Origin of the sequence: Vibrio sp. V09_P4A23P171, assembly GCF_963875615.1 — a bacterium.
In the GTDB taxonomy this organism is placed as follows: Bacteria; Pseudomonadota; Gammaproteobacteria; order Enterobacterales; family Vibrionaceae; genus Vibrio; species Vibrio anguillarum.
Genome location: NZ_CAWNMR010000013.1, coordinates 1 through 24548, shown reverse-complemented (window position 1 = coordinate 24548; position 24548 = coordinate 1). Strand labels below are relative to the sequence as shown.

The 24548-nt window shown below is 42.3% G+C and carries 23 protein-coding genes, 1 tRNA gene and 1 pseudogene; 18 read left to right on the top strand and 7 right to left on the bottom strand.

The window, feature by feature from the left end; translation table 11 throughout:
* Positions 1–86 precede the first annotated feature (86 nt).
* A complete protein-coding gene (locus AACT23_RS06070; RefSeq protein ID WP_017042819.1) occupies positions 87–278 on the top strand; it encodes a hypothetical protein in 192 nt (63 codons plus the stop codon).
* A 150-nt stretch (positions 279–428) separates the two neighbouring features.
* Here AACT23_RS06070 and AACT23_RS06065 read toward each other — a convergent pair whose 3' ends face one another.
* Complete coding sequence (locus AACT23_RS06065; protein WP_026027787.1) at positions 429–995, bottom strand: PhnA domain-containing protein; 567 nt, start codon at positions 993–995, stop codon at positions 429–431.
* A gap of 203 nt (positions 996–1198) precedes the next feature.
* Here AACT23_RS06065 and AACT23_RS06060 point away from each other — a divergent pair, with 203 nt between their 5' ends.
* From AACT23_RS06060 to AACT23_RS06045, 4 genes are all read left to right on the top strand, one after another.
* Positions 1199–2281: a site-2 protease family protein gene (locus AACT23_RS06060; RefSeq protein ID WP_094127238.1), complete on the top strand. Its 1083-nt coding sequence runs from the start codon at positions 1199–1201 to the stop codon at positions 2279–2281.
* Between the two features lie 271 nt (positions 2282–2552).
* Positions 2553–3005: a hotdog fold thioesterase gene (locus AACT23_RS06055; RefSeq protein ID WP_176428624.1), complete on the top strand. Its 453-nt coding sequence runs from the start codon at positions 2553–2555 to the stop codon at positions 3003–3005.
* 1 nt (position 3006) lies between these two features.
* A complete protein-coding gene (locus AACT23_RS06050) occupies positions 3007–3240 on the top strand; it encodes a DUF3389 domain-containing protein (protein ID WP_010320752.1) in 234 nt (77 codons plus the stop codon).
* Between the two features lie 79 nt (positions 3241–3319).
* Complete coding sequence (locus tag AACT23_RS06045) at positions 3320–5008, top strand: SgrR family transcriptional regulator (protein WP_017046920.1); 1689 nt, start codon at positions 3320–3322, stop codon at positions 5006–5008.
* 156 nt (positions 5009–5164) lie between these two features.
* Here AACT23_RS06045 and AACT23_RS06040 read toward each other — a convergent pair whose 3' ends face one another.
* Together AACT23_RS06040 and AACT23_RS06035 are read right to left on the bottom strand one after the other, a co-directional pair.
* On the bottom strand, positions 5165–6769 hold the full coding sequence (locus AACT23_RS06040; protein WP_094127234.1) for an ABC-F family ATPase: 1605 nt from the start codon (positions 6767–6769) through the stop codon (positions 5165–5167).
* A 267-nt stretch (positions 6770–7036) separates the two neighbouring features.
* Complete coding sequence (locus tag AACT23_RS06035; protein ID WP_017042825.1) at positions 7037–7432, bottom strand: PPC domain-containing DNA-binding protein; 396 nt, start codon at positions 7430–7432, stop codon at positions 7037–7039.
* A gap of 164 nt (positions 7433–7596) precedes the next feature.
* Between AACT23_RS06035 and AACT23_RS06030 the strand changes: the two are divergent.
* Both AACT23_RS06030 and AACT23_RS06025 read left to right on the top strand, forming a co-directional pair.
* A pseudogene (locus AACT23_RS06030) lies at positions 7597–8254 on the top strand (glutathione S-transferase family protein).
* A gap of 122 nt (positions 8255–8376) precedes the next feature.
* Positions 8377–8826, top strand: a complete 450-nt coding sequence (locus tag AACT23_RS06025) for an RNA-binding S4 domain-containing protein (RefSeq protein WP_176428623.1) — start codon at positions 8377–8379, stop codon at positions 8824–8826.
* A 59-nt stretch (positions 8827–8885) separates the two neighbouring features.
* Here the strand turns inward: AACT23_RS06025 and AACT23_RS06020 are convergent, their stop codons facing one another.
* Together AACT23_RS06020 and AACT23_RS06015 are read right to left on the bottom strand one after the other, a co-directional pair.
* The gene (locus tag AACT23_RS06020; RefSeq protein WP_013867807.1) at positions 8886–9074 is read right to left on the bottom strand and encodes a hypothetical protein; all 189 of its coding nucleotides are present in this window, start codon (positions 9072–9074) and stop codon (positions 8886–8888) included.
* A 35-nt stretch (positions 9075–9109) separates the two neighbouring features.
* On the bottom strand, positions 9110–11461 hold the full coding sequence (locus tag AACT23_RS06015) for a fatty acid cis/trans isomerase (protein ID WP_094127230.1): 2352 nt from the start codon (positions 11459–11461) through the stop codon (positions 9110–9112).
* 247 nt (positions 11462–11708) lie between these two features.
* Between AACT23_RS06015 and AACT23_RS06010 the strand changes: the two genes are divergently transcribed.
* Entirely contained in the window at positions 11709–13706 is a 1998-nt protein-coding gene (locus tag AACT23_RS06010; protein WP_255211870.1) for a methyl-accepting chemotaxis protein, read from the top strand.
* Between the two features lie 163 nt (positions 13707–13869).
* A tRNA-Gly gene (locus tag AACT23_RS06005) sits at positions 13870–13944 on the top strand.
* Between the two features lie 80 nt (positions 13945–14024).
* Here AACT23_RS06005 and AACT23_RS06000 read toward each other — a convergent pair.
* Positions 14025–14237, bottom strand: a complete 213-nt coding sequence (locus AACT23_RS06000; protein WP_013867804.1) for a cold-shock protein — start codon at positions 14235–14237, stop codon at positions 14025–14027.
* Positions 14238–14412: 175 nt separating this feature from the next.
* On the bottom strand, positions 14413–15777 hold the full coding sequence (locus AACT23_RS05995; protein WP_017046915.1) for a GGDEF domain-containing protein: 1365 nt from the start codon (positions 15775–15777) through the stop codon (positions 14413–14415).
* A gap of 114 nt (positions 15778–15891) precedes the next feature.
* On the opposite strand from AACT23_RS05995, the gene AACT23_RS05990 reads away from it, so the two are divergent.
* The 9 genes from AACT23_RS05990 to AACT23_RS05950 all read left to right on the top strand — a co-directional run bounded on the left by AACT23_RS05990 (position 15892) and on the right by AACT23_RS05950 (position 24356).
* Positions 15892–16260 carry a late competence development ComFB family protein gene (locus AACT23_RS05990; protein WP_013867802.1) on the top strand — a complete coding sequence of 123 codons (369 nt, stop codon included), beginning with the start codon at positions 15892–15894 and terminating at the stop codon, positions 16258–16260.
* 10 nt (positions 16261–16270) lie between these two features.
* Complete coding sequence (locus AACT23_RS05985) at positions 16271–16555, top strand: HlyU family transcriptional regulator (RefSeq protein WP_026027783.1); 285 nt, start codon at positions 16271–16273, stop codon at positions 16553–16555.
* A 289-nt stretch (positions 16556–16844) separates the two neighbouring features.
* Positions 16845–18395 (top strand): Re/Si-specific NAD(P)(+) transhydrogenase subunit alpha, encoded by a 1551-nt coding sequence (locus AACT23_RS05980; protein ID WP_094127226.1) that lies wholly within the window; start codon positions 16845–16847, stop codon positions 18393–18395.
* 11 nt (positions 18396–18406) lie between these two features.
* The gene (gene pntB / locus AACT23_RS05975; protein ID WP_094127224.1) at positions 18407–19783 is read left to right on the top strand and encodes a Re/Si-specific NAD(P)(+) transhydrogenase subunit beta; all 1377 of its coding nucleotides are present in this window, start codon (positions 18407–18409) and stop codon (positions 19781–19783) included.
* A 151-nt stretch (positions 19784–19934) separates the two neighbouring features.
* Positions 19935–21389: a sensor histidine kinase VxrA gene (gene vxrA / locus AACT23_RS05970; protein WP_017046913.1), complete on the top strand. Its 1455-nt coding sequence runs from the start codon at positions 19935–19937 to the stop codon at positions 21387–21389.
* Positions 21364–22023, top strand: coding sequence for a response regulator transcription factor VxrB (vxrB, locus tag AACT23_RS05965; RefSeq protein WP_094127222.1), 660 nt, complete (start codon positions 21364–21366; stop codon positions 22021–22023). Before vxrA ends, vxrB begins: the two co-directional genes overlap by 26 nt.
* Positions 22020–22904, top strand: coding sequence for a DUF2861 family protein (locus AACT23_RS05960; RefSeq protein WP_094127220.1), 885 nt, complete (start codon positions 22020–22022; stop codon positions 22902–22904). Before vxrB ends, AACT23_RS05960 begins: the two co-directional genes overlap by 4 nt.
* Positions 22905–22964: 60 nt before the next feature.
* Positions 22965–24155: a conjugal transfer protein TraF gene (locus AACT23_RS05955; protein WP_094127218.1), complete on the top strand. Its 1191-nt coding sequence runs from the start codon at positions 22965–22967 to the stop codon at positions 24153–24155.
* A 45-nt stretch (positions 24156–24200) separates the two neighbouring features.
* Positions 24201–24356 carry a YoaH family protein gene (locus AACT23_RS05950; protein ID WP_013867794.1) on the top strand — a complete coding sequence of 52 codons (156 nt, stop codon included), beginning with the start codon at positions 24201–24203 and terminating at the stop codon, positions 24354–24356.
* The last annotated feature ends 192 nt before the right edge of the window (positions 24357–24548 follow it).

Genomic DNA, 24548 nt, shown 5'->3' with positions numbered 1-24548 from the left:
GGAAAATTTGTCATTTTTTAACCAAAAAAATATCACCTAGAATTCATTTCAACAAAGTAAGTTACCGAATTAACAGAGAGGCTATCATGGCACAAGCAATGAATATGGGTACGATTACAGCACCTACCTCTATGGATAAAAAAACCTACGCGGTTAACTTCAAAGGATTGATTGCACATTTAGTTGATATTCTGTTTGTCGACCACAGCGAACCTCGCAGCTACTACGCGAATAATTTGTCTGGTCACATGCAGAAAGATATCGGTTTATACCGTTAATTCAATGTGTAGAGATGTAAAAGCCGACGGATTAAATCGTCGGCTTTTTTGTATTTAAAATTTACTAGTTTCACTGCTCATGAAAACAACGGTTTCCGAAAAACAAAGGCGCAAACTAAGTTGCGCCTTTGTTTTATTCGTCAATGGCTATTATTTTTTGCGACAGTATTCAGCAATGATATACATCGATTGGCCATTAGCTTTACCAGAGATCAACTTAGGATCGTCGCTTAAACTGATACCGCGAACCACAGTACCCTGTTTAATGACTTGGCTTGAGCCTTTGATAGGGAGATCTTTAATGATGGTTACGTCGTCGCCTTTTTTCAGTTCTACGCCATTCACATCACGAGGCTTTTCTGCATCATCATCCATACCAATTTCAGCCCATTTTGCAGCTTCTTCTTCAAGATACATCATATCAAGTAGGTCTTGAGCCCAACCCTCAGTGGCCGCAAGGCGCTTAAGTTGACGCCACGCCAGAACTTGAACGGGTTGTTCTTGGCTCCACATGCTGTCGTTCAAACAACGCCAATGGTTCACATCTACTGTTTCTGGGTTCTCAATTTGGCCTTTGCAGACATCACACAACATAACGGCATGGTCAACAGTAACCATAGTGTGTGGCGCTACCACAAATGGAGCTAATGGAGATTCTGATGAACAAAGCTCACATTTTGATTGGCTGCGTTCAAGTAAAGTTGCTTCAGTAGACATAGTACCCACCTTGTAAAAATATGTAAGCGCGTATTATCCACGTTACGACTGGAATTAAAAGGGGAGATGGCAAAAAGCTTGGTATTCGTGAGGGAATTGAACTAAGTCATCGTCAATAGTAAGAAAATGGGCATCGTGCTTTACGCTGTTATTGCCCAAAGGCATAATGAACGCCGTTTTTATGTTTGTATGTAGGTATCACTGTGGAACTCCTTTCCGCTCCATTTTTAGGAAAATCACTTCGTCTCGAAGGTTCAATGTCAGGCTGGCAGCAACTCTATTGGGATAATCAACTGGTCGCGCAATGCGATGCGACAGGGAATATCGAGGCGACAACGACCCATCGGTTTCAGTTATTAAGTGGTGAAACGCCGATCCAGTGTGAGCTGAATGTTAATCTGAGTTGGCAACCTTTTAAACTGAGTTATCAGGCATTGGTGAATGGTGACATTGTCACGCAGGGCGAGCGTTCAGAAAAAGACGTTGAAAAACAAACACCTTATAACCCGCCAAAGCCGGAGCGACGTTTTAGCCTTATTGGTCTAGTCTCACTTGGTATGAAAGCACTGAAAAGTGCCAAGCTGATTAAAGTTGTTCTGGCGTCAGCAAGTATCGCAGCCTATTCGTGGTTATTTTCCTTCCAGTTTGCTATGGCGCTTATTGCCTGTTTGGTGTTCCATGAATTTGGCCATATCAAAGCGATGAAGTATTTTGGTATGAAGACTAAAGGCATTTATCTCATTCCATTTCTTGGTGGCTTGGCATTAAGTGATGAAAAAATCAATACACGTTGGCAAGATGTAGTGATCTCAATTATGGGGCCATTTTTTGGTTTGCTGCTCTCGGTTGTGCTGGTTGTCGTTTATTGGATAACGGGAGAGATATTTTTTGCCGGCCTTGCTGTTTTTAATGCCTTTCTCAATCTATTCAATCTATTGCCTATATTGCCGCTTGATGGTGGTCACGTATTAAAAAGCATCAGCTTTTCTATGAACAGCACTTTGGGGATTGCGTTGTGTGCTCTTGCGGCTATCGCTGGTGTCATTTTGAGCTATTGGCTTGGATTAACCCTGTTCGGCTTTTTATTGATTATGGGCAGCATTGAAATTGTGATGGAATGGAAGCAGCGTCATCAAAGTCATTTGCTACCTCTGAATCGATATGGACAAATTGTAGCTTCACTTTGGTATGTCAGCTTAGTGGCTGCACTTATCGCTATTATTTGGGGTTTTGCAACGACAGGGGATGAGCTGCTACAACTACCATTACGCATTTTAGGTACTTGAGTCGGTACGTTGACACTTGTAAGCCATGTATCAGAGCACTTTTTGTGCTCATCTTTAAGCGCTTAAATGACATCTTTGTATGAAGAGGCTTCTTAGCACCGATAAACGGCTAATGACAACACTGCAGTTAATATTTATGAGCGATCGGATCTGTCTCGAAAATGTTTAGTTGGCAGGATCTCAATCGCTGGAACTGACTGATTACTCGCTGCAAGTTGCTACCTTTTAAGTATAGAATGAATCTCTTTTACGATGAATGAGACAAAAAAGCATGGATATTTGGAAGAAGCCTATCGATTTAATAACATTAAACGCCACCTCCAAAAACACCTTGATAGAGCATCTCAATATTATTTATACCGATTATAGTGATCACTCTTTGTCTGCGACCATGCCTGTTTGTCACTTTACCCATCAGCCGCTTGGTATGCTGCATGGTGGCGCCTCGGTGGTACTTGCGGAAACCCTAGGTTCAGTTGCCGCGAACTTCAGTGTGGATCAAGAACACTATTGTGTAGGGTTAGACATTAATGCTAATCATGTTCGCGCCATGCGAGAGGGGATGGTTATAGGAACAGCGACACCTATCCATCTTGGTATTTCAACGCAAGTATGGCAAATCAATATCACTGATGAGCGCGAACGTTTGGTATGCACTAGCCGTTTGACGGTCGCAGTACAAAAAATTCGTAACCGTTCTCAAGCTATCAAGGTTGATTTATAAAATGGTGATTGAATTTTCAGGTGGAAAAATCATCGTAACACCCCATGAATTAGTGGTACGAGTATTGGGTGATCTCGCCATCACGCTACAAGCCCAAGCCGATGCTGTTCAGCTCATTGGGAGAGGGGCGAATGTCATCTCTGTAAATTGCTCAGAAAGTAAATGGTCGATTAAGTTGGACAACGAAGAGCAAATTCAGCAACTTTCTCAACAACTCGGCTGTAATATTCTTTAAACAGTGATTAAGACTATTGCATAACCAATATAAAATGAGGAAACTACCTCTGTTTTTTATAAACTGAGATTTCCTCTTTATGAGTAGCCCACGACTTCGCGTTCAATTTGAATCCTTATTTGAGCACTTTAACGGCCAAGATGTTGGTGTCCAGCTAGAAGAGATCACCGAGATCCTTTTCTGCACACGCCGTAATGCGCGTATTGTTCTAAATAAAATGGAGGATGAAGGCTGGATAGAATGGCGTCCTGCGGCGGGGCGTGGAAAATTATCCGATCTCATTTTTAAACGTAGTCGCAGTGATGTCAGTGAAAACCTTGCGCGTCGATACTTAGATGAAGGTAAAATTGGCCATGCATTTTCGGTACTGGATCAAGATGCGGCGAAACTGACGCAAGTGATCCAAAGCTATCTTGGTGTTCAGCATCAAGAAGGTCTGCAAGTCATACGGTTGCCTTATTATCGCCCGCTTTCAATGCTAAACCCGCTAAAATCCATGCGTCGATCTGAGCAACATATCGTAATGCAAATTTTTAGTGGGCTAACGCGGCTAGATGAATATGAACAGCTGCAGCCAGATCTCGCACATACATGGGAATCGGTGACAGCAACACATTGGCGTTTTTATCTTCGGCCAGGGGTTCGTTTCCACAATGGTGATTTGCTTACCACCGACGGTGTTATCCAAAGTTTGTGGGAATTGCGATTTCTGAACTTATTCTCCCATCTTGATAGGATCAGCTCGCCCTCCAACTGGGTTATCGATATCTTTTTACAAAAAGCGGATAGTCGCTTACCGCTTCTTTTATCTGAGTCATGTGCCAAGATTTTACTACCAGAGTCCAATCGTAGTGATAATTTTGATTTAATGCCGATTGGTACTGGTCCTTACAAAGTCATTTTAAATGATGAAAAACGCTTAGTTTTGCAAGCGTTTGATGGATATTTTGGATTTAGGCCTTTATTAGACCGGGTCGAAGTGTGGGTGATTGACGAAGTACATTCTTCGATGGTTTTTCCTAGCTTATCGCATCCGATAAAAACAAAGCGAGGTTCATTTACAGAAGACGTGGATCTTGATCCCGGCTGTACTTACTTGTTACTCAATCGAAAAAATGGCGTCGCCGCGGATGTAAATTGGGCTCGCTACCTTACCAATAAGCTCAGTACTCTCAACCTATTTCGTCAATTACCAGAAGACAAAGTGGTCGAGTTGGGGGTGTTACCTGCTTATGGCTTGAAACCGGGCTGGTATCATCAGTCATCGGGAGATGTTGCCGCTACACCGCCGGGCGAGCGTTCGATCACCATTGCATATCATGCTCAGCACCCCATGTTTCCTAGCTTAGTGAAAACGATACAACAGTTGTTAAAAGAAGATGGGATTTCGGTGGAGCTTGTTAAATATGATTTGACGGTTGAAGACACCGATGCTGTCGATGTTTGGGTCAAACCGATGGGAATTGCCAACCATAGAGAAGATGCGTTAGCAGGATGGTTACTTGATTACAGTGATATCGAGCATTTAAGCCGCGCTGAAGATTTTTCGTATTGGTGCCAGTTAGTGGATGAATGGCGCGCCGATCCAAATGCCATATTTCCGGCCAAAGAGATTGGCAAGTCTTTGATAGAAAAACAGCAAGTTATCCCGATGTTCCACTGTTGGTTAGGGATAAGCAAAGATCAATGTGGTGCATTACAAAACGCGAAATGCAACGCGTTAGGCTGGTTTGATTTTAGCAATGTTTGGGTTAAACCAGAGTTATAACAAATCACAGTGGTACCCAAACGACTTGGAGTTACAAGTAGGCGGCTTGTCAGTGGCCGATAAAATAAGCTAAGACTAAACAGCAGTATCTAAATTATCCGTTGTTGCCGTCATTTCTGGCGGCAACAAGTATCAGGAGCTATGACGTTGGTTTGATTACGCCGCAGCTAACAACTTCTGTTGATGAGCCAAGTATTCATCGTACGTACCTTGGAAGTAGACCAACTGTTTGTTTTTCACATCAATGATCGAAGTGGCCAGCGAAGAGACAAACTCGCGATCGTGGCTAACAAAAATCAGTGTCCCCGTGTAGGACTTTAGCGCGTTATTTAGCGCCTCAATCGCTTCCATATCCATGTGGTTGGTTGGCTCATCCATGATCAGCACGTTGATATCTTGCATCATTAGTTTGCCAAATAGCAGACGGTTCTTCTCACCACCCGAGCAGTTTCTTGCTTTCTTATTCACATCATCAGCTGTAAAGAGTAGTCGGCCAAGAATGGCACGCACCATCAAATCATCATGTTTTACTGTGCGCCACTGCGAGATCCAATCAAAGATAGTCAGATCGTTATCAAAATCGACAGTACTGTCTTGAGGGCAATAGCCAATTGAGGCGTTCTCAGACCATTTCACCACACCTTGGTTGGCCTGCAGCTCTTTGACTAAGCAGCGTAGAAAGGTTGTTTTACCGACGCCGTTTTCACCAATTACCGCCAAACGCGAGCCCGCCTCAAGCAGCAGATTGCCACCGTTGAAGAGCTGTTCATCGTCAAAAGCGTGGCCGAGATTTTGTAGTTCAAGTGCAAGACGATGCAGTTTCTTTCCTTCACCAAAATCAATCGAAGGACTGATGCGGCTTGAGGATTTCACTTCATCAAGCTTGATCTTGTCCATTTTTTTTGCGCGTGAGCTAGCCTGTTTTGCTTTTGAAGCATTGGCACCAAAGCGGTTAACGAAGTCTTGCAGTTCGTTGATCTCAGCCGCTTTTTTCGCGTTGCCAGAGAGTAACTGCTCTCGAATCAAGCTTGACGCTTCAAGAAAATACTCATAATTACCCGGATAAATACGCAGTTCACCGTAATCAATATCAGCCATATGGGTACACACTGAGTTCAAAAAGTGACGGTCATGGGAAATAATAATCATGGTGCATTTACGCTGATTAAGTTCTTCAGCCAACCAACCAATGGTGTGGATGTCTAAGTTGTTGGTTGGCTCATCGAGCAGCAAAATATCTGGGTTGGCAAACAAGGCTTGCGCCAACAAAACGCGCAGTTTCCAACCAGGAGCCACTTGTTGCATCAAGCCAAAATGAAACGATTCCTCAATTCCCGCTTTTAACAAAATATCACCCGCGCGACTTTCGGCGGTGTAACCATCCATTTCAGCGTATTCGCTCTCAAGCTCGGCGACTTTCATGCCGTCGGCTTCGCTCATCTCGGCTAATGAATAAATGCGGTCACGCTCTTGCTTGATCTCCCATAGTTTACGGTCACCCATAATCACGGCATCAATTACCGTATGCTGTTCGAAAGCAAACTGATCTTGGCTCAGCACACCCAATTTTAGCCCTGGTGTAATGGAGACGTTGCCTGAGCTGGGAGTTAACGCGCCACTCAAGATCTTCATGAACGTCGATTTACCACAGCCGTTAGCGCCAATCAAACCGTAGCGATTGCCGTTACCGAATTTTGCAGAAATGTTTTCAAATAAAGGCTCAGCGCCAAATTGCATGGTGATATTTGCGGTAGAGATCAAGAGAGTTTTCCTAGGTATTCAGTTTAGCGAATCAGTGATGTGCAGACGCCAAATCAGCAGAACATAAACAATGGTTAAATAGGCGGCGAATTATACAGAGTTATTACAAAAAGAACAGATGTGAGAGATAGCTCACAGACGGAAATTGCTCAACGTCGAATTGCCTATCGTTATTGGGGAGAAATGGGTGAATAAAAAACACGCTTCACCACATTTTACAGAATGTAGACTAGTATATGTGCATTCACTTTTATCATTAAAGGGATTTTAACAAGGTGCCACCAGCTCACTGTAGCCCGTTTGATTATCAAATTCTCGCTCAAACACTAAGTCAGGGTAGGAATGTAAAATCAGCTCTGCGGTAGTATTGACAAGACAACCATCCAAAAGATGACCACCGATCACTTTGCCTGTTTTATCTGCAACCGCAATGTGCAAGTGTTGATGAGATGCGGTTAGCGTGCCAATCAAAGAGACAATTTCAAATGCATCAACAAGGTGTAGCTCTGAAGATCCATCAGCGAGGCGGATGCGCACTTCAGATAGGCACCCAACACAAGAAGCGATGTTGCCCGCTTGTATATTCTCTTGCTTTATCAACGCGGCAATAGATTGCTTTAAGTCGTGGCCTTTTATTAAGCGAGACACTGTCACTTTTATCATAGATAATTCGTTATAAAATTATGGGTTATGTTTAGTTTATCGTGCATGAGAGTTTACGTCTAAAGAGATTACTGCTTATATCCTTGTTGAGACACAAAGTGGCAATTTTGCTATTTGCTTAAATCCGTTGAGCAACGTCCATCATTTCACCGAGGAGCCTAAGAATGATTGAACTGTACACCGCCGCAACGCCGAATGGTCAGAAAATCTCCATTGCATTAGAAGAAATGGGGCTGCCATACAAGGTCAACGCTTTTGATCTTTCAACCAATCAGCAAAAAGAGCCTGAGTTTACGGCCATCAATCCGAATGGACGTATTCCCGCAATTGTAGATAAAGATAACGATGATTTTCCAGTATTTGAATCTGGGGCAATTTTGCTTTACTTAGCAGAAAAAACGGGAAAATTTTTGCCCGTAGATCCGAAAGCCCGCTCTCAAGTGATCCAATGGTTAATGTTTCAAATGGGGGGCGTAGGGCCGATGATGGGACAAGCTAATGTTTTCTTTCGTTACTTTCCAGAAAAAATACAACCTGCCATTGATCGTTACCAAAAAGAAGGGCGACGTCTATTTGAAGTCATGGATAGCCAATTAGAGCATCACCGTTATCTTGCGGGTGATGAATACACCATCGCCGATATCGCAACATGGCCATGGGTGAGAATTTACGAATGGAGTGGCATTAATATTGACGGGCTCGAGCACCTACAACGTTGGTTGGCGGAAATCGCGCAACGCCCTGCAGTTTACCGTGCCACCACCAAGTCAAGAAAGCGATGAACAGCGAGCGGAACGCATTCAGAAAATGGTGACAAGGTAACCTGAGTGATGTGTGTATGACAAAACGGTGGGCTTATAAGTTCAGTTGAAGTATTTAACTGTGGTTCCTAATTTGTGCATTTAGCATTACACTGCGTGAAAATTCGTGATAAGAAAAACGTAATGATTAACGATAAAGACACATTAGAAAACGAAGAAATTGAAATAGAGGCGATTGGTATTGAAGTTTCGTCGCAACCTATTGAGCTTTATAAGGTGTTAAAGATTGCTAACCTAGTGGATGGTGGCGGGCAAGCAAAATTCCTGATTAGCGATGGTTACGTGGCAGTCAATGGAGAACTTGAAACTCGAAAACGACGTAAAATGTACAATGGGGATTTTCTTGAATTTAACCAGGAGTACTACGTTGTATTGTGTGACCAACCTGTGACTGAAGTACCTAAAACTGATGTGACGTCGGTAGTGGCAGCAACAAATGTGCCTAAGCCGAAGCAAAAGGCGTCAAAAACCAAACCGGCTAGAAATAAGCCGGCGACCACAAAGAAAGAAAACTCCGATGCACCTAAAAGCAAAGATGCTGAAAGTGGCCGTAACTCAATAGACTTTTTCTAATTTTCTGTTTTTTAATGATCTGATAAATAGACGGGAGCGATATGGCTCCCGTCTTTTACTCAGCGCCATTCGTCATTTGTTGTCGAACCGCTATTTAACCCATTAGGATCATCATCAAAAGGGTGTTGTGCCTTATACAGTAACACTTCCAACTGATGTTCTAACTGATTGACTGTCTCATAGTCACCTTCAGAGCAGGCTACATAAATTTGTTGTTCTAGTGCTTCAATGCTGTCGCGTATGGTCATTTGGCACCTCTCATCTCACCCATTAAAGGTGACTTTTATCTGTTTTCAAATCTATTGTAGTCAAGTAAACCAGATTCGACAGGTTGATTTTTTCGATACCATGCATGAACTTTATCGCTGAACGGCCAAAACTTCGAAGAACTGCGGCGAATGGCGAACCTATCGAGTAACTTAACGTAGTCCTGCTCATTTTGCATTTTACTCAATAGCATCACCAATTCTGCGATCTCGTGCTCATGCAGTGACAAGTAAGCAGAAGGGTAACTACCAATGGCACCTCTCACTAGAGTCAAATCATCATTCGCTGGGTCACGGTTGCTTTGTTCATCAAATAGACTTGAAATATTGAGATGGGCGTTATTGTGTAACAAAGTAAACAGTTGATCCTCTCCGTTTTCAGCCGTGATCATCAACATCATAATTTGTGGCACAGCCAGCAACCCTTCGCCTTTGATCTTATTAATGCTATTTAACATCTGTTCACTGCGCTTTGAAAAACCAGTGTCAATTATCGAATAACGATTTGATAACACAGGTTGAAGCTTAGACTTCAAAAGATCAAACAACTCAGATTTTGGATCTTGCGTGTGGTAAACAATACTGGTCGGTTGATCAAAAGGGGCAACGTTACGTTGCAAAAAGTCACTGAGTTGAGTGCTTTGATTTTGATACCAACTTGACTGCTCTTGGTGCCTTATCTCTCTAGGCAGCAGAGAGACAAAATTACTTTCACCTTCAAGACGCAGAAAATCCATAAACATGCGAGTAATGAGCTGGTGGCCGAAATTGCCGTAAACATCAAAACCCGCCACCAGTAAATAATGGATTCTTTCTAGTAGGGCATAGTCTAAAACCCATGCTGTTTTGGGTTTTTCTCCCACCAAGCCTTGCACTACCGATGCACTATCGAAATGCCTAAAAATAGTCAGTGCCGCATTCGGGTTATAGCCATCACCCATCCACAGTACATCCGTGGTTAAGTTCTCGCCATTTTTGAACCACTGATTAGTAAATTCAGACTTTGCTTTCAAATAACGTGCTTGTTGATGCGCATAACGGACCCAATGAGTAATAGGCAACGTGTTACTTTCCAACTCGCTTGGCAGTTTTAGATTCGCGGCTTGCGAGCGATAAAATTGATTCACTTCGGGTAAATCAGCTTTCTCTGGGTCTAAAAAGAACACCCAAAAATGGTCGTTAATAACATTCAGGGCTAGCTGACCACGACACACTGGCCCTTTGATAAAAGCCATGATGGTGTTTTGAGCATTGTCTAACATAAATCGAAAGCGTGCTTTAACCGGAAGGGCATCAAATGCCGTCATCGGATTGGCGGCAACTTCAATATCATAGCTAGGCAAAACCGAGACTTGATAATTAGGCCGAATGAACCATGCCTGCCAATCATCAAGACGTTTTTTATTCAACGCATAGGGTAAATGAGTTTTATCCACGATACTGCCTTGCTCAGGGATCAAACGGTAGTAGACGCGTTCTACACCAGGATTATCGTAAGGACGCCTTGTCGCAATTCGGTTAACAGGCTCGCCCGGGGGCGTTGTCGAACGTATCAAAGTGAAAAATCTAGGCTGACCAGCAAGTTCAGAAAAATAAAGGTGAGAAAGAAAAAGATGCTCGTAGATATAACGAGCCATTAACTGATTCTTTGCTGTACCTTTATTTAAAAAGTTTTCGTATTGCGCAACCGATTTCTCCTGATCAGAAGTGAGCGGAATATGGCCATTCATGATTGCGCCATCTCTTAGCCACGTGAGTAGCGTATTGTATTCAAGAGGGCTAAGATTTGGCATGCCATAAGGCATTCCCCACGTTGGGTGATCTTGTTTGTACTGTCCGTACTCTTCAATTGTTGGACAAACTTGTTCGCGATCTATCGAAAAATCAAAACCTTTTAGCTGATCTTGTTCTGGTAACGGATGTTCCTCTTTTTGCATTAATAATTTCGCGACTAATCCTGCTTCTAGATTCGCGGTAGGCGTTTGAGATCTCTCGTTCAGCACAGGATGAAAACCAAAATCTCGCCACTGCTCTGTGTATTGTGCATCTTCAAACAAACGGGTAGGAGCCGACGCCGTCAGGCGCGTACCATGATAAACCAACGCTTTACTGGCTCCACGAACAATCCCTTCAACTGAAGACATTTTTAGCTGGCAGGGCGCATCATAACAGGCGTGACAGACCACGCAGCGCTGATCGATGATGGGTTTAACATCATTTAAAAAGAAAGAGGCTTCTTTTGAATCTACTGGCGATTGTCTTGACTGAACGCTTGCTTCACCAAACAGTTGGTCATAGTTCAAGCCCGCATACATTGCACATCCTGAAAAAAACACGATGCTAAGAATAATAAGTCGATGAAAAGACATAACATGAGAAATTTAGGAATATTTGTCCCAATTAAAGCAAAGATTAACAAAATGCACCACAAAACGATGAAAATAGCGCATTAGGGATGATAAATCGCCCGAGTGGAATAAACTCCACAACTGAACGCACAATGCTCAATTTAGGGTTATAAGACGAGTATACGGTAGACTCGCATTGGCTATACGCATTTAATAAACCCATTGAACCCGCTATAGTTAAACGAAGAAAATTTTGAGGAGTCAAAGGATGAAACTCTCGATATCAGGGAAGTTGCAATTAAGTTTTTTATTGCTGGTGGTGCTTCTTATCATTTCGACCTTTTTTACCTATCGCAGTATTACGCAAGTCGAAACTCACACCAATTCATTGCTGCAAACGGATCTGCCAACCGTGAATACTAGCCGAAATATTCAGCAGTCGATGCAAGAGGTTATTTCAACGTTACGCGCCTATTTATTGGTGGGTTCTCAAAGTGCAGTGGGTGCAACGCAACTGACAAAACTTGAAACTATTATTGGACAGATGGACAAAACGGTACCGGTGTTAGAAACGTTGATTCTCAGTGAGCAATACACCGCGATCATAAGCGAATGGGCTGCAATCAAAGCGCATATCCAAGGCATCGTATTACTGAGCCAAAGTGAGGATAATTTACCTGCCCACACATTATTCATTAACGAGGCCGCCCCCATAGCAGAAGTTGCACTTGACCAGTTACAAGGGCTGATTAACGACGAGTCGACTAACAAAGAAGGAGGGGAGCGGAAACGTCTCTTTAAATTGTATGCTGACAGCTATAATTCGTTAGCTAATGCACTGGCATCGTTGCGAGATTTCTTACTGTATGCGAAGCCTGAACATCTCGAAAAATATCAAGACTTAATTAACTCTCACAACCAATCTGTTGCTGAAATTGTGGAAAAGTCCTCTTTGTTATCGGATGATGAACAGAGTCTGTGGTCATTATTTAATGAGATGCAGCAGCTTTATTTCCCACTCGCACAGCAGGTGATTGCAATACGCCAATCTGAGCAATGGAACGGCGTCAACCAAAAAATGGCCACACAACTTATGCCTGCCGTAGATAAAATGACTAACCGTCTTGAAGATGTTATCGCCACTCAACAATCAAAAGCAGAGCAAAGTGGCGAAAGGATGAGTCGTAGCATTAGTAATGTGATTAACGTGTTATTTATCATGATTGCCGTGACTGTTTCAGTTGCTGTTTGGCTTTCCAATTACTTAGGTAAGAATATCGGCCGCAGAGTGAGTCGAATCGGAAAGAGAGCCGAAATCATTGCGGCAGGAGATGTCTCTCAACCAGCACTTTTGTGTGAAGGTAGCGACGAGCTATCTCAGCTTACCGCCGCGATAAACAATATGAACAACTCACTGCGAACGATCGTTCAGGGAGTCAGTACCAAAGCGCAACAGGTCAGTCAAAACATGGATGAGCTTCTGAACTATAACTCAAACACTCGGCAGCAAGTACAGCAGCAGCGAGCAAGTATTGAGCAGGTTACAGTACGTTTGAGCGATGTGGCGCAGTATTCTATGGCGACCGCAGAAAAAGCTGAACAATCTACGCAATCTCTTTTGTTATCACAAAATGAGCTCAAAGAGGGAGCCTCGGCGCTAGAACAAAATAGAAAGAGTATTGATAAGCTTGATCAAACCATACAAAAGGCAACGCAATTGGTGCTCGATCTTAGTCGAGAAAGCGAATCGATTGGGCGTGTGACCGAAGTAATAGAGGGATTAGCGGAACAAACTAACCTTCTGGCCTTAAATGCGGCGATTGAGGCCGCAAGAGCCGGAGAATATGGACGAGGCTTTGCTGTGGTAGCGGATGAAGTTAGGCTGCTGGCGACTCGAACCACTCAATCAACCACAGAAATTAACACTATTATAAACGCCATACAGTCAGCGACTGCGGCTGTGGTCAATGAAATTAACATGAGTCAGAACCTTGCCAATGAAGGTGCGGCGCAGACCATCCACGCCTTCAACAAAATGATGGACGTACAAGGAAAAATAACGGCGTTAGATAAGGAAATGCACCAGTTATCCTCGGCGGCCGATCTGCAACAACAATCAACACACCAAATGACTCAATTCATGCAAGAAGTTGTCAATTCGGTGGAAAGTGTGGCAAGTATTAGCCAAATCTCAAACCAAACGTCAGCGCAAGTAAAAGATAATGTCACTGTACTCAATCAAGAAATGGAAAAGTTCAAAATTTAAACGCAAGAGTAGATATTCAATTGAGTTAAAAATAACCAAAAGCACACAAATCTCAACCAATTGAATTTACTTTGTTTATTTACTGTTCGCTTGAACGGGTTTTGATAAAAAATGGGTTTTCTTTTTTGCTAACTGTGGCATAGTGACAGCGTCAATTCGGTGCGCGGGCATCGTATAATGGCTATTACCTCAGCCTTCCAAGCTGATGATGCGGGTTCGATTCCCGCTGCCCGCTCCATATTCTCGTATTTATCCAGTCTACTAGAAACAAAAAATCCACCCTAGAAAGAGTGGATTAGAGTCGTTCTTTTTAAAAATTTAAACGGGACTGACGCTCTCAGCTTGTGGCCCTTTTTGACCATCAGTGATTACAAAACTCACCTTTTGGCCATCGACTAAGTTGCGGCGCCCTTCACCCGTAATAGCGGAAAAATGTACAAATACATCTTTGCTGCCATTATCTGGGGTAATAAAGCCAAAACCTTTATCTTGGTTGAACCACTTTACAATTCCGTTTACTTTTTCACTCATAATCTTACTCTTGCTATGTTGTTTTGACGTTGCGAAACAGTTGCAACATGAATAACTTAACCAAAGTATTTTGCACAATCTAATGAAGTTTCTGTGAATGTGATGTACGCCTTGTTGAGTATCAAGTTTTGCGATTTCTATACCAAAATGTGATGCATTAAATCAAGGTAACTGTTCATACTTCAACTCTATTTCTGCCGTTTTGTTTAGCTTTATAGAGCGCTTGATCCGCAATTTTTAACACTGCTTCAGGTTTTTCTGAGGCGTAGCTATCAGCAACGCCAATACTAACCGTAATAGAGACAAGATTTGATGGTGTTTTCTGCTCACGCTTCTTGGAACCGAGCTTATCGTCTTTTGGTCTGTCTTCTGCGTTCCTAATGACCATTTGGTACTGTTCAATATCTTTGCGAAGCAAATCTAAGTAGATTGCAGCTTGCTGTGCATTTTTTCCTTTAAATAGGATGGTAAACTCTTCACCACCGTAGCGATAAACACGTGCGTTTCCTTGAGTCAACAATAAACGGCTAGCAATCAACTTAAGCACATCATCGCCAGTGTCATGACCATAGTGATCATTGAACTGCTTAAAATGGTCTATATCTAGCATCGCTATCGCATATTTTTTGCCTAAGTATTTGATGTCAAGATCTAAGGCGTGGCGACCTGGGATACCCGTTAAGCGATCAATAAATGCCATTTTATGGCCCGCCGAAATTAGATATAAGATCAATAAAACCCCGGCTAGAGAGAAAAGTGTGCTTGAGATATAACTCACGTGGAAAAAAATAAAGGTGACGGAGGAGAGTAAAATACTGGCGTAAATGCTGGTGTCTAAGATCTGGTTTCGCGTGAGCACAAATATTGCGGAGACCCCAATTAATGCCAAGAGGTACATCACCAACAAAAATGGCAATTTCGATATTTTCGGTATAGTTACTAACAAAACCTGGCTAAAATTCTCAAATCCGCCATCACTGACGTACATCAAAGTAACAACGGCCCAAAACATTAACAGCAGCAAAATAGCGATGTATAAGCCATAAGTTTTACTCAATACAGTAGCATTACTTCCTAACGCATAAGGTACTAAACACAAAACGGGTAATAACAAACTTAATAACGAAAGCTCTAGCAAGGTTGTTCCCGTAGAAAGGGGCATTTGTAAGCGCCACTGGATGATTGCGTAGGCCACCATCATCGCTGTCGAGATCATAGCCAAACGCCCTTGCTTAAAAATGTGTCCTAATGCGATTGCTACCGTGAAAAGAATATAAGGCAGGTTACTAGCGAAGCCAATATTGGCGCTAGTGATCAGAATGACGTTTTCCATCCCCAACATAATGGCTATTAGCAACCCTATTGGGAATAAGAATCGAAACCAATGAGATGATACAAAACTTGTCGGCATTAATAATACAAATATGACCTTTGTGGCATTTAAAATTAAAATTGATAATAAGGCCCATAGCATACTTTTATTTAATAGATTGCCAAGCTTTTTGCTAGACTTACTAAATGAAAGCGAGCACTTGAACAAAGTTTAGACGACAACGCATCTAAAAGTTGTATAAAATCACCAAGGTACGCTAAGTTGTTACTGCTAAGTTCTATCTAAATATTTTGATTAGTACGAAGAGGAAGGAGTGTAAGGATGCAAATCAGTGTTGATGTACATAATTACATGGAAACACTTGTCGGACGCGTATTGGCTGAAGATAAGTATGTAAATCACTATGATAATGAGCAGCTTGCCGATCTCGCATGCTTATCCCTTGCTCAATTGAGACCGATCTATATTCGATACGACATAGATTTTCTCTCTGCGCTACCTGAAGAAAAATTGGTCATACTTAAAGAGAATGCACAAGTTGCCGTTGAATCGGCGGAAAGCATGATCGTTAATGATCGACGTAGACACAGAGAAGATGATATTCCTATCATTCTAGGCCAATTGCGCTTTGACGATAACTTAGAACTAGAGTGGTTCGAGAAGCCGATTATTGAAACAAACAAGTCTTAAAGGAGTTCTTGTGGGATTTTTTTCTCGTTTATTTAATCAAGGGTCAGGCAATGACTCAAAAATGAAGCTTTTAGATCCCATTGAATATAAAGGTTTTTTAATTTACCAAGATGCAATGTCTGAATCAGGGCAATATCGTGTCGCTGGTAAAATTAGTAAAGATGTTAATGGTGAAATATGTACTCACCGTTTTATCCGCTCCGATGTCGTAGCTAGTAAAAGCGACGCTGATGAGCTTATGCTTAAAAAAGCAAAAATGCTCATCGATCAGATGGGCGAGAAAATCTTTTCCTAACATCGTCCAACTTGATAAAAATCATAATGAATATCCTCATTAGTCGATACCCTTATTCATTGAGTAAAATACATGGCTAATATCCTGTTTTTATAGAGCTTTGTGATAAGTGGTTCGACCTCTGCTTTGTTTGGATGTCGTTGTGTTTTTGTCTTTCACCTATGACAATCACTCATTACTTAACCTTATATGTAATAGCATTTTGTATTTTTATTACAAACTGCTTGCAGTTATGCTGGTGGTTAGATAAAAACAGAATAATCATTGTGCCAATAGTCAAGGAATAACTATGCAAATTGGTGTACCAAAAGAGACCCTTACGGGTGAAACACGGGTTGCAGCTTCACCGAGTTCGGTAGCGCAATTAATCAAACTAGGCTTCGACGTCTCCATTGAAACTCAAGCTGGGGTTTTAGCCAGTTTTGATGATGCGGCTTTTGAGGCGGCTGGTGCCACGATTGTTTCGACACAAGATGTTTGGAATTCAGACATTATCTTGAAGGTCAATGCGCCGATTGTTGATGAAAAACAATCGATTGATGAGGTTGCTTTGATCAAAGAAGGGGCAAGCCTAATCAGTTTTATCTGGCCTGCACAAAACCCAGAATTGATGGAACAGTTATCAAGTAAAAAAATCAACGTGCTGGCGATGGACTCAGTGCCGAGAATATCCAGAGCACAAGCTTTAGACGCTTTGTCATCAATGGCTAACATTGCTGGCTACCGCGCTGTTGTTGAAGCTGCACATGAATTTGGCCGCTTCTTTACAGGGCAAATTACCGCAGCGGGCAAAGTCCCGCCGGCAAAAGTACTGGTTGCCGGAGCTGGCGTTGCTGGCCTCGCTGCTATCGGTGCCGCAGGAAGTTTGGGGGCAATTGTACGAGCTTTTGATGTTCGCCCAGAAGTAAAAGAACAAGTTCAATCTATGGGTGCAGAGTTTTTGGAAGTCGATTTCCAAGAAACGGCTGGTTCAGGCGATGGTTACGCCAAAGAGATGTCTGACGACTTTAATAAAAAGGCCGCTGAACTGTATGCAGCGCAAGCTAAAGATGTCGACATCATTATCACGACGGCTTTGATCCCTGGACGTCCAGCCCCTAAGCTGATCACCAAAGAGATGGTCGACAGTATGAGCGCTGGTAGCGTGATCGTCGATCTTGCAGCTGCAAACGGAGGGAACTGTGAATACACGGTTGCCGATCAGGTGATTACAACCGCCAATGGTGTGAAAGTGGTCGGTTATACTGATATGGTTGGCCGCTTACCAACACAATCCTCTCAATTATATTCAACAAACATCGTTAACTTGCTGAAATTGTTATGCAAGGAAAAAGATGGATCCATCAATATTGACTTTGAAGACGTTGTTTTACGTGGTGTGACGGTCGTGAAAGAAGGCGAAATAACGTGGCCAGCACCACCGATCCAAGTCTCTGCGCAACCGCAAGTCAAGACCGCACCAACTAGACCTGAATCCAAAAAGCAAGAACCCGTTTCTGCGACGAAAAAAATTACTGGCTTAGTTGCTGCCGTTGGCGCTTTTGCTTGGATCGCATCGGTCGCACCTGCGGCTTTCTTAAGCCATTTCACCGTTTTTGTTTTAGCATGTGTTGTGGGTTACTACGTCGTTTGGAATGTTACTCATGCTTTACATACTCCTTTGATGTCCGTTACCAATGCAATTTCCGGCATTATTGTAGTCGGAGCTTTATTGCAGATAGGTCAAGGAAGTGGTGTGGTCACTTTCCTCGCGTTTATCGCTGTTTTAATTGCAAGCATTAACATCTTTGGTGGTTTTACAGTCACCAAACGTATGCTTGAAATGTTCCGTAAAGACTAAGGGAGTAATATATGTCTGCAGGATTAGTACAAGCCGCATATATTATTGCTGCTATCTTCTTCATCATGAGCCTTGCTGGATTATCAAAGCAGGAATCAGCAAGAGCTGGTAATTACTATGGTATCGCGGGTATGGCTATCGCACTCATCGCCACTATTTTTCGTCCAGATGCGCAGGGCTTAGCTTGGGTATTGCTGGCGATGGTAATTGGGGGTGGTATCGGTATTCATTATGCTAAAAAAGTAGAAATGACCGAAATGCCCGAACTTGTGGCTATTCTCCACAGTTTTGTGGGCATGGCTGCGGTATTAGTGGGTTATAACAGCTATATCGATGCGCCAATTGTACTCGATCACGCTGAACACGTGATTCATTTGGTTGAAGTGTTCATTGGGGTATTTATTGGTGCCGTCACCTTTACAGGATCTATCGTCGCCTTTGGTAAACTGCGTGGAATCATTTCGTCGTCGTCGCTCAATCTCCCTCATAAGCATAAGCTCAACCTCGCGGCCATTGTTGTCTCCACATTATTAATGATTTACTTCGTTAATAATGGTGGCAACATGTTTGCATTGATTATTATGACTCTGATAGCGTTCGCGTTTGGCTACCATTTGGTGGCTTCGATTGGTGGTGCAGACATGCCCGTTGTGGTATCGATGCTTAACTCCTATTCTGGTTGGGCAGCCGCAGCGGCTGGCTTTATGTTAGCGAATGATTTGCTGATCGTAACCGGAGCACTGGTTGGTTCTTCAGGTGCCATTCTTTCTTACATTATGTGTAAAGCGATGAACCGCTCTTTTGTTAGTGTGATTGCCGGGGGCTTTGGCCAGGATGTGGCTATCAGCGCAGACGTTGAATACGGTGAACACCGTGAAATAAACGCTGAAGAAGTAGCCGAAATGCTGAAAAACTCTAAGTCAGTGATTATAACTCCAGGGTATGGCATGGCAGTGGCTCAAGCACAGTATCCGGTTCACGAAATCACGGAGAAGTTGCGTGCACAAGGCATTAAAGTTCGCTTTGGTATTCATCCAGTAGCGGGACGTTTGCCTGGCCATATGAACGTACTGCTTGCTGAAGCAAAAGTGCCTTATGACATTGTGTTAGAAATGGACGAAATAAACGATGATTTTACTGAAACGGATACGGTTTTGGTGATCGGTGCAAATGACACAGTAAACCCTGCAGCATTAGAAGATCCGAACAGTCCGATCGCCGGAATGCCAGTGTTGGAAGTATGGAAAGCGCAAAATGTCATTGTATTCAAGCGTTCAATGAATACTGGCTACGCAGGTGTACAAAACCCTCTTTTCTTTAAAGATAATACCTATATGCTTTTTGGTGATGCAAAAGAGAGTGTAGACGCCATCTCAAAAGCGTTATAGCATCTACGATTAGGATAATGAAGAAGCCAGCAAAATGCTGGCTTCTTCTGTTTTTGAGCAATCATTATTGACATGGATATAACACGTGCAATGTATTATTAGTTAATAATGTTATATAGTTTTTAATCTAAACCATTAATGAAAATAAAACTTGTTTAAAGCGATTAAGACCTACTTTTGGACTATTTTAGTTCTAATACCTATTCAAACCTATGCCGATTCGTTGCCAGAACGCATCGACCTTTTTGCGTCGCTTTTTGATTATAGTACCGCTGATGTAAGTTATGATATCCGTACTTTGCAGGTTGATTATCCAACTCGCTTATTGACTCCCGAATCAATGTTACCGCAAACGGCTGAATACCCTTTAAAAGATCTACAGTTGTTATACAAATTATCTCAAAGCTGTACAGGTAAGTTGCCGCTGAGCCCACTCATAACAGAGCCATTAGTCTTCACGAGAGCTATCTGTAAAGGATCTCAATTACCGTCGAAATGGTTTGCGAGAAGCGCTTTGATTCACCCAGGAGGTGGAACATATGCGGCTCGTTATGTGAAAAAATACCCTGAGAAATTTGTAGAGTTGCAACAATATATGCACATACGAGAGCGCACCAAAGCAAGTGTGGATTCTTTGCTTGGCCGCATCCAAAACATGAATGAAGATACGATCTTAGCACTTATATCAGGTGCAACCATGTTTGTAGAGAACAGCGATCTTTGGCTGAGAAAAGGGGATATGTATTACGTTTTTAACGAAGACGTATGGTTAGACAACGCGAGTAAAGCAGGACTCAGCTATAGCATGGCCTCGGAAAATTCGACCTGTTTTATTCAAAGAGGCAACATTTGCTGGAATGTTGAAGATCATTCCAACGTGTTACGGATAAGTATGGTAATTCTTGTCCTAGCTAACATAATACTTGTATTAGGCTGGTCCCTTTATCGTTGGAATTCAAAACGACAGGAAATGAAAAGTCGTATGTTGGTGCTGCAGATTCTTACTCACGAGCTCAGAACACCCATTGCAAGTCTATCGCTAACCGTTGAAGGATTTAGGCGCGAATTTGAAAGGTTACCATCAACTGTTTACGATGAGTTTAGACGCCTATGCGAAGATTCCAGACGTTTACGGCAACTGGCCGAAGCCAGTAAGGATTATTTACAGTCAGAGAGCAGGCCGCTTGCAACAGACTGGGTACCTTCCGTTGAAGAATGGTTACAATACAAAGTGGAAGAAGAGTTTCGTGAAAGCATAGATCTTGTTATAAACAAAGATATTGCAGCTAAACTGAATGTTTATTGGCTTGGGACATGCATCGATAACTTAATTAGAAACGCAGTAAAATACGGTGTTGCTCCAGTTACGTTAGAGGTAACAACTAAACAAAATTCAATCACGATCAAAGTTACAGATCAAGGTCTGTTAAATCATCGAGATTGGAGAAATTTACGTAAACCTTTTGTCAGCAAAAGTGGCTTAGGTTTAGGTTTGACTATTGTAGAATCAATGGTAGGTCGGATGGGTGGTAAGATGACACTCGCAGGACCGCCAACCACATTTATATTGGAGATCCCCTGTGAAACAGACATTGCTTCTCGTTGAAGATGATAAAAACCTTGCCGATGGCTTATTAGTAAGCCTTGAACAAGCAGGGTATGACTGTTTACATGCAGAAACTATTGCAGATGTTAAACTGCATTGGGACAGTGCAGACTTAGTCATCCTCGATCGCCAATTACCCGATGGCGATTCTGTTCAGCATTTGCCAGAATGGCGTAAAATAAAAGAGTTGCCAGTAATTCTTTTAACCGCACTTGTTACGGTCAAAGACAAAGTGGCCGGATTGGACGCGGGGGCAAATGATTACTTAACCAAGCCTTTTGCCGAGGCTGAATTATTTGCACGAATTCGAGCCCAGCTTCGTTCACCAGAATCAGAAGGGCAGGATGACACGAAAGTGGTTACACCCAATCTTGTTATTGATAAAGCCACAAGAGAAGTTTTTTTTAAAGAAGATTCAATTACCTTAACGCGTACTGAATTTGACTTACTCTTATTTTTAGCAAGCAATCTCGGGAGAGTGTTTACGCGTGACGAATTGCTTGATCATGTATGGGGTTATAACCACTTTCCAACGACAAGAACCGTAGATACCCACGTGTTGCAATTGCGCCAAAAACTTCCAGGCTTAGAGATTGAAACCTTGCGCGGTGTTGGATACAAGATGAAAGCGTGATGCAGAAATCTCGTTTACTATTGGTAGGCATAGCATTTGTGGCTATTCCTACCAAAGCACAAAATGTTGAGTGGTTTGATCAAATCACACCGCTTACCCAAGCGCATCAGAATCTTTTAAATAATAATTTAGAAGCCATGTTTAACTCACTTGTCGAAGTGTGGCAGCTTGAACATAACAAAAACATTCAGAGCCATCTCAATGAATTATTATTACAATCATTAACCGTTGATTGCGGTAAAAGTTTAGACAAAAAACCACTCCCCGAATGGCTTAAATCAATCACCATTAATAGGCAAGAGATCCAGAGCCCAGGAAGAGATGCATTTCATGTTGATATAGAAGTGGACGCTGAAAAACCACTTGCTGATATTAGACTGGCGCAGTGGGTCGATAAAAGTTTATCAACCGATAGTGTATTAACGACCACTTCGAGTGACAGCGTCACTGGAACGGCACATTACTTAAAGCGTTATAATCTCAATAGTAAAATTACAATGGGTTTATACCGTCTTGATATAACAGCCAAAGATCAGCAATCTTGGAGCGCATGGATTGTGCTTGGTGAACCCAAAGCAAAGCAAATTGTACGTTGGGCTTCGAAAGATCAATGGCAAATTGAAAAAAAAGCGCTACTCAATCCATATTGTCCTTTACCTGAACTCAATGTATCGCTGTATGATTACATCGATGGAAAATACTCTGAAATATGGAGTCAACGATACGAGTCTGAGTATCCTAATGAACTTGAAATCACTAATTTGGCTGCAGACCGTTATGTATTAGCGGTATCAATGACTCAACAGCGTTGGCAAGGGCCGATTATCATTGAGCAATCTCAAGTAATCAGTAAAACCTACGATGTTTCAGTAGATGAATAATTAAAGATAATAGACAATGTGCCGTTATAGACATAAAGGAAACGACACGTTTATAACATTATGAAAAATTTCATTAAAATACTCCCACTTACAGTCGTACTTACACCCTCTTTCAGCTTCGCAGCCAATTATGCAATAGAGGCGCGAGGGGATGCGATGGGTGGTGTAGGGGTTGTATCTGCGAACTTTCTCACTGCTCCATTTTATAACCCTGCACTTGTGGCTATTTATCGTCGTAACGATGACCTAGGTATGATCGTTCCCAGCTTCGGGATTTCTTATAATGATGAAGACCACATGGTCGATGATTTAGACAGCATTTCAAACTTCATAGAAAAAAAAGATTACACAAATACTGAACAGCTGCAGAAAAGTTTAGATAATTTACAAAATGATAAACTAAAAGCCGAAATTGGCGGTGTTGTCGCCTTTGCCATTCCTAACCAATTTATAGCGGCTAATTTATTCGCCAAAGCCTATACCGAAACGTTTGTCACTCCTGATATTTACAGCGGCGAAAATACTGCGTCATTAACTCCCGAAGAACAAGTTGTTGAAAACGCGGAGCTTAGCGCCGTGAATGCTGTTTCCGTTGGGGTAACCGAAGTAGGTCTCTCGTTAGCCAAGTACCAAACATTTTTAGGCCAACATATTGCCTTTGGTGTAACACCTAAACTTCAACGCATCTACACCTATGTATATTCTGCAAGCGTGACCGATTACGATATCAAAGATGCACGAGATAATGGCCAAGGTGAAACCATGTTCAACCTTGATGCCGGCGCATTGTGGTTTTATGGGCCTTTAAGAGTTGGATTTTCCGCAACCAATTTAGTCAAGAGAGACATTCAAACTCAATCTTACACTAAGAGTCTTAAGAGCCAATTCGGTAAAACACGAGACATCAATATTGGCTACGCATACCAAATGAGGCCACTTTATACAGTAGGCGTAGGCATTGTTGCAGACTATGCCACATTAAGCGTGGATTATGATCTTAATGAAGAAGAGCGCTACACGAATTTTAATGACAATACACAGATGATTCGAGTAGGTGGTGAAATCGATATCATGCGTCAGTTAAAATTAAGAGCAGGATATAAGAAGAACTTAGCATACGATAATGTTGATGGAACAATCACAGCAGGGGTAGGGATCTCACCTCTCAATCTCTTCCAACTGGACATTGGAGCTAGCTATACAAACGATAATGCGATGGGAGCTTACATAAATTTCCTTGCTAGTTATTAACTCGATCTCTATAGTCAGGCTCCTAATCAACCGGAGCCTTTTTAAATGTTTGATGATATTCCAACTTTATCTCACCAAGAACAGCAAGAAGCTGTTGAGAAAATTCAACAACTAATGGCTCAAGGTATCAGTACCGCAGAAGCCATAAAAATCGTTGCATCCCAAATTAGAGCAGAAAAATCTGCAGATAAAACGAATTAATTCTCAACCTAACTATTTCCATTGCATAAGAGCGTTCACTCATTAGTGGACGCTTTTTTGTATCGAGAAAACCCCTAGCTAGGCTGGGGGTTCCGTAAAGCTTACGGCTATAAGTCAGTTATAACCCCTTTCAATTTGATAAAAACGTCTTGTGGTCTGGCAACTGTAAGAGTTAATTAAGAATTGAAAGGG

Excerpts from the sequence above, each read along its gene's own strand:
- AACT23_RS06065 (WP_026027787.1), bottom strand. The coding sequence starts at position 995 with ATGTCTACTGAAGCAACTTTACTTGAACGCAGCCAATCAAAATGTGAG.
- AACT23_RS06025 (WP_176428623.1), top strand. The coding sequence starts at position 8,377 with ATGATTAACGATAAAGACACATTAGAAAACGAAGAAATTGAAATAGAG.
- AACT23_RS06015 (WP_094127230.1), bottom strand. The coding sequence starts at position 11,461 with ATGTCTTTTCATCGACTTATTATTCTTAGCATCGTGTTTTTTTCAGGA.
- AACT23_RS05955 (WP_094127218.1), top strand. The coding sequence starts at position 22,965 with ATGAAAAATTTCATTAAAATACTCCCACTTACAGTCGTACTTACACCC.
- AACT23_RS06055 (WP_176428624.1), top strand. The coding sequence starts at position 2,553 with ATGGATATTTGGAAGAAGCCTATCGATTTAATAACATTAAACGCCACC.
- AACT23_RS06020 (WP_013867807.1), bottom strand. The coding sequence starts at position 9,074 with ATGACCATACGCGACAGCATTGAAGCACTAGAACAACAAATTTATGTA.
- AACT23_RS05980 (WP_094127226.1), top strand. The coding sequence starts at position 16,845 with ATGCAAATTGGTGTACCAAAAGAGACCCTTACGGGTGAAACACGGGTT.
- pntB (WP_094127224.1), top strand. The coding sequence starts at position 18,407 with ATGTCTGCAGGATTAGTACAAGCCGCATATATTATTGCTGCTATCTTC.
- AACT23_RS06045 (WP_017046920.1), top strand. The coding sequence starts at position 3,320 with ATGAGTAGCCCACGACTTCGCGTTCAATTTGAATCCTTATTTGAGCAC.
- AACT23_RS06050 (WP_010320752.1), top strand. The coding sequence starts at position 3,007 with ATGGTGATTGAATTTTCAGGTGGAAAAATCATCGTAACACCCCATGAA.
- AACT23_RS05990 (WP_013867802.1), top strand. The coding sequence starts at position 15,892 with ATGCAAATCAGTGTTGATGTACATAATTACATGGAAACACTTGTCGGA.
- AACT23_RS06035 (WP_017042825.1), bottom strand. The coding sequence starts at position 7,432 with ATGATAAAAGTGACAGTGTCTCGCTTAATAAAAGGCCACGACTTAAAG.
- AACT23_RS06070 (WP_017042819.1), top strand. The coding sequence starts at position 87 with ATGGCACAAGCAATGAATATGGGTACGATTACAGCACCTACCTCTATG.
- AACT23_RS06000 (WP_013867804.1), bottom strand. The coding sequence starts at position 14,237 with ATGAGTGAAAAAGTAAACGGAATTGTAAAGTGGTTCAACCAAGATAAA.
- AACT23_RS06010 (WP_255211870.1), top strand. The coding sequence starts at position 11,709 with ATGAAACTCTCGATATCAGGGAAGTTGCAATTAAGTTTTTTATTGCTG.
- AACT23_RS05950 (WP_013867794.1), top strand. The coding sequence starts at position 24,201 with ATGTTTGATGATATTCCAACTTTATCTCACCAAGAACAGCAAGAAGCT.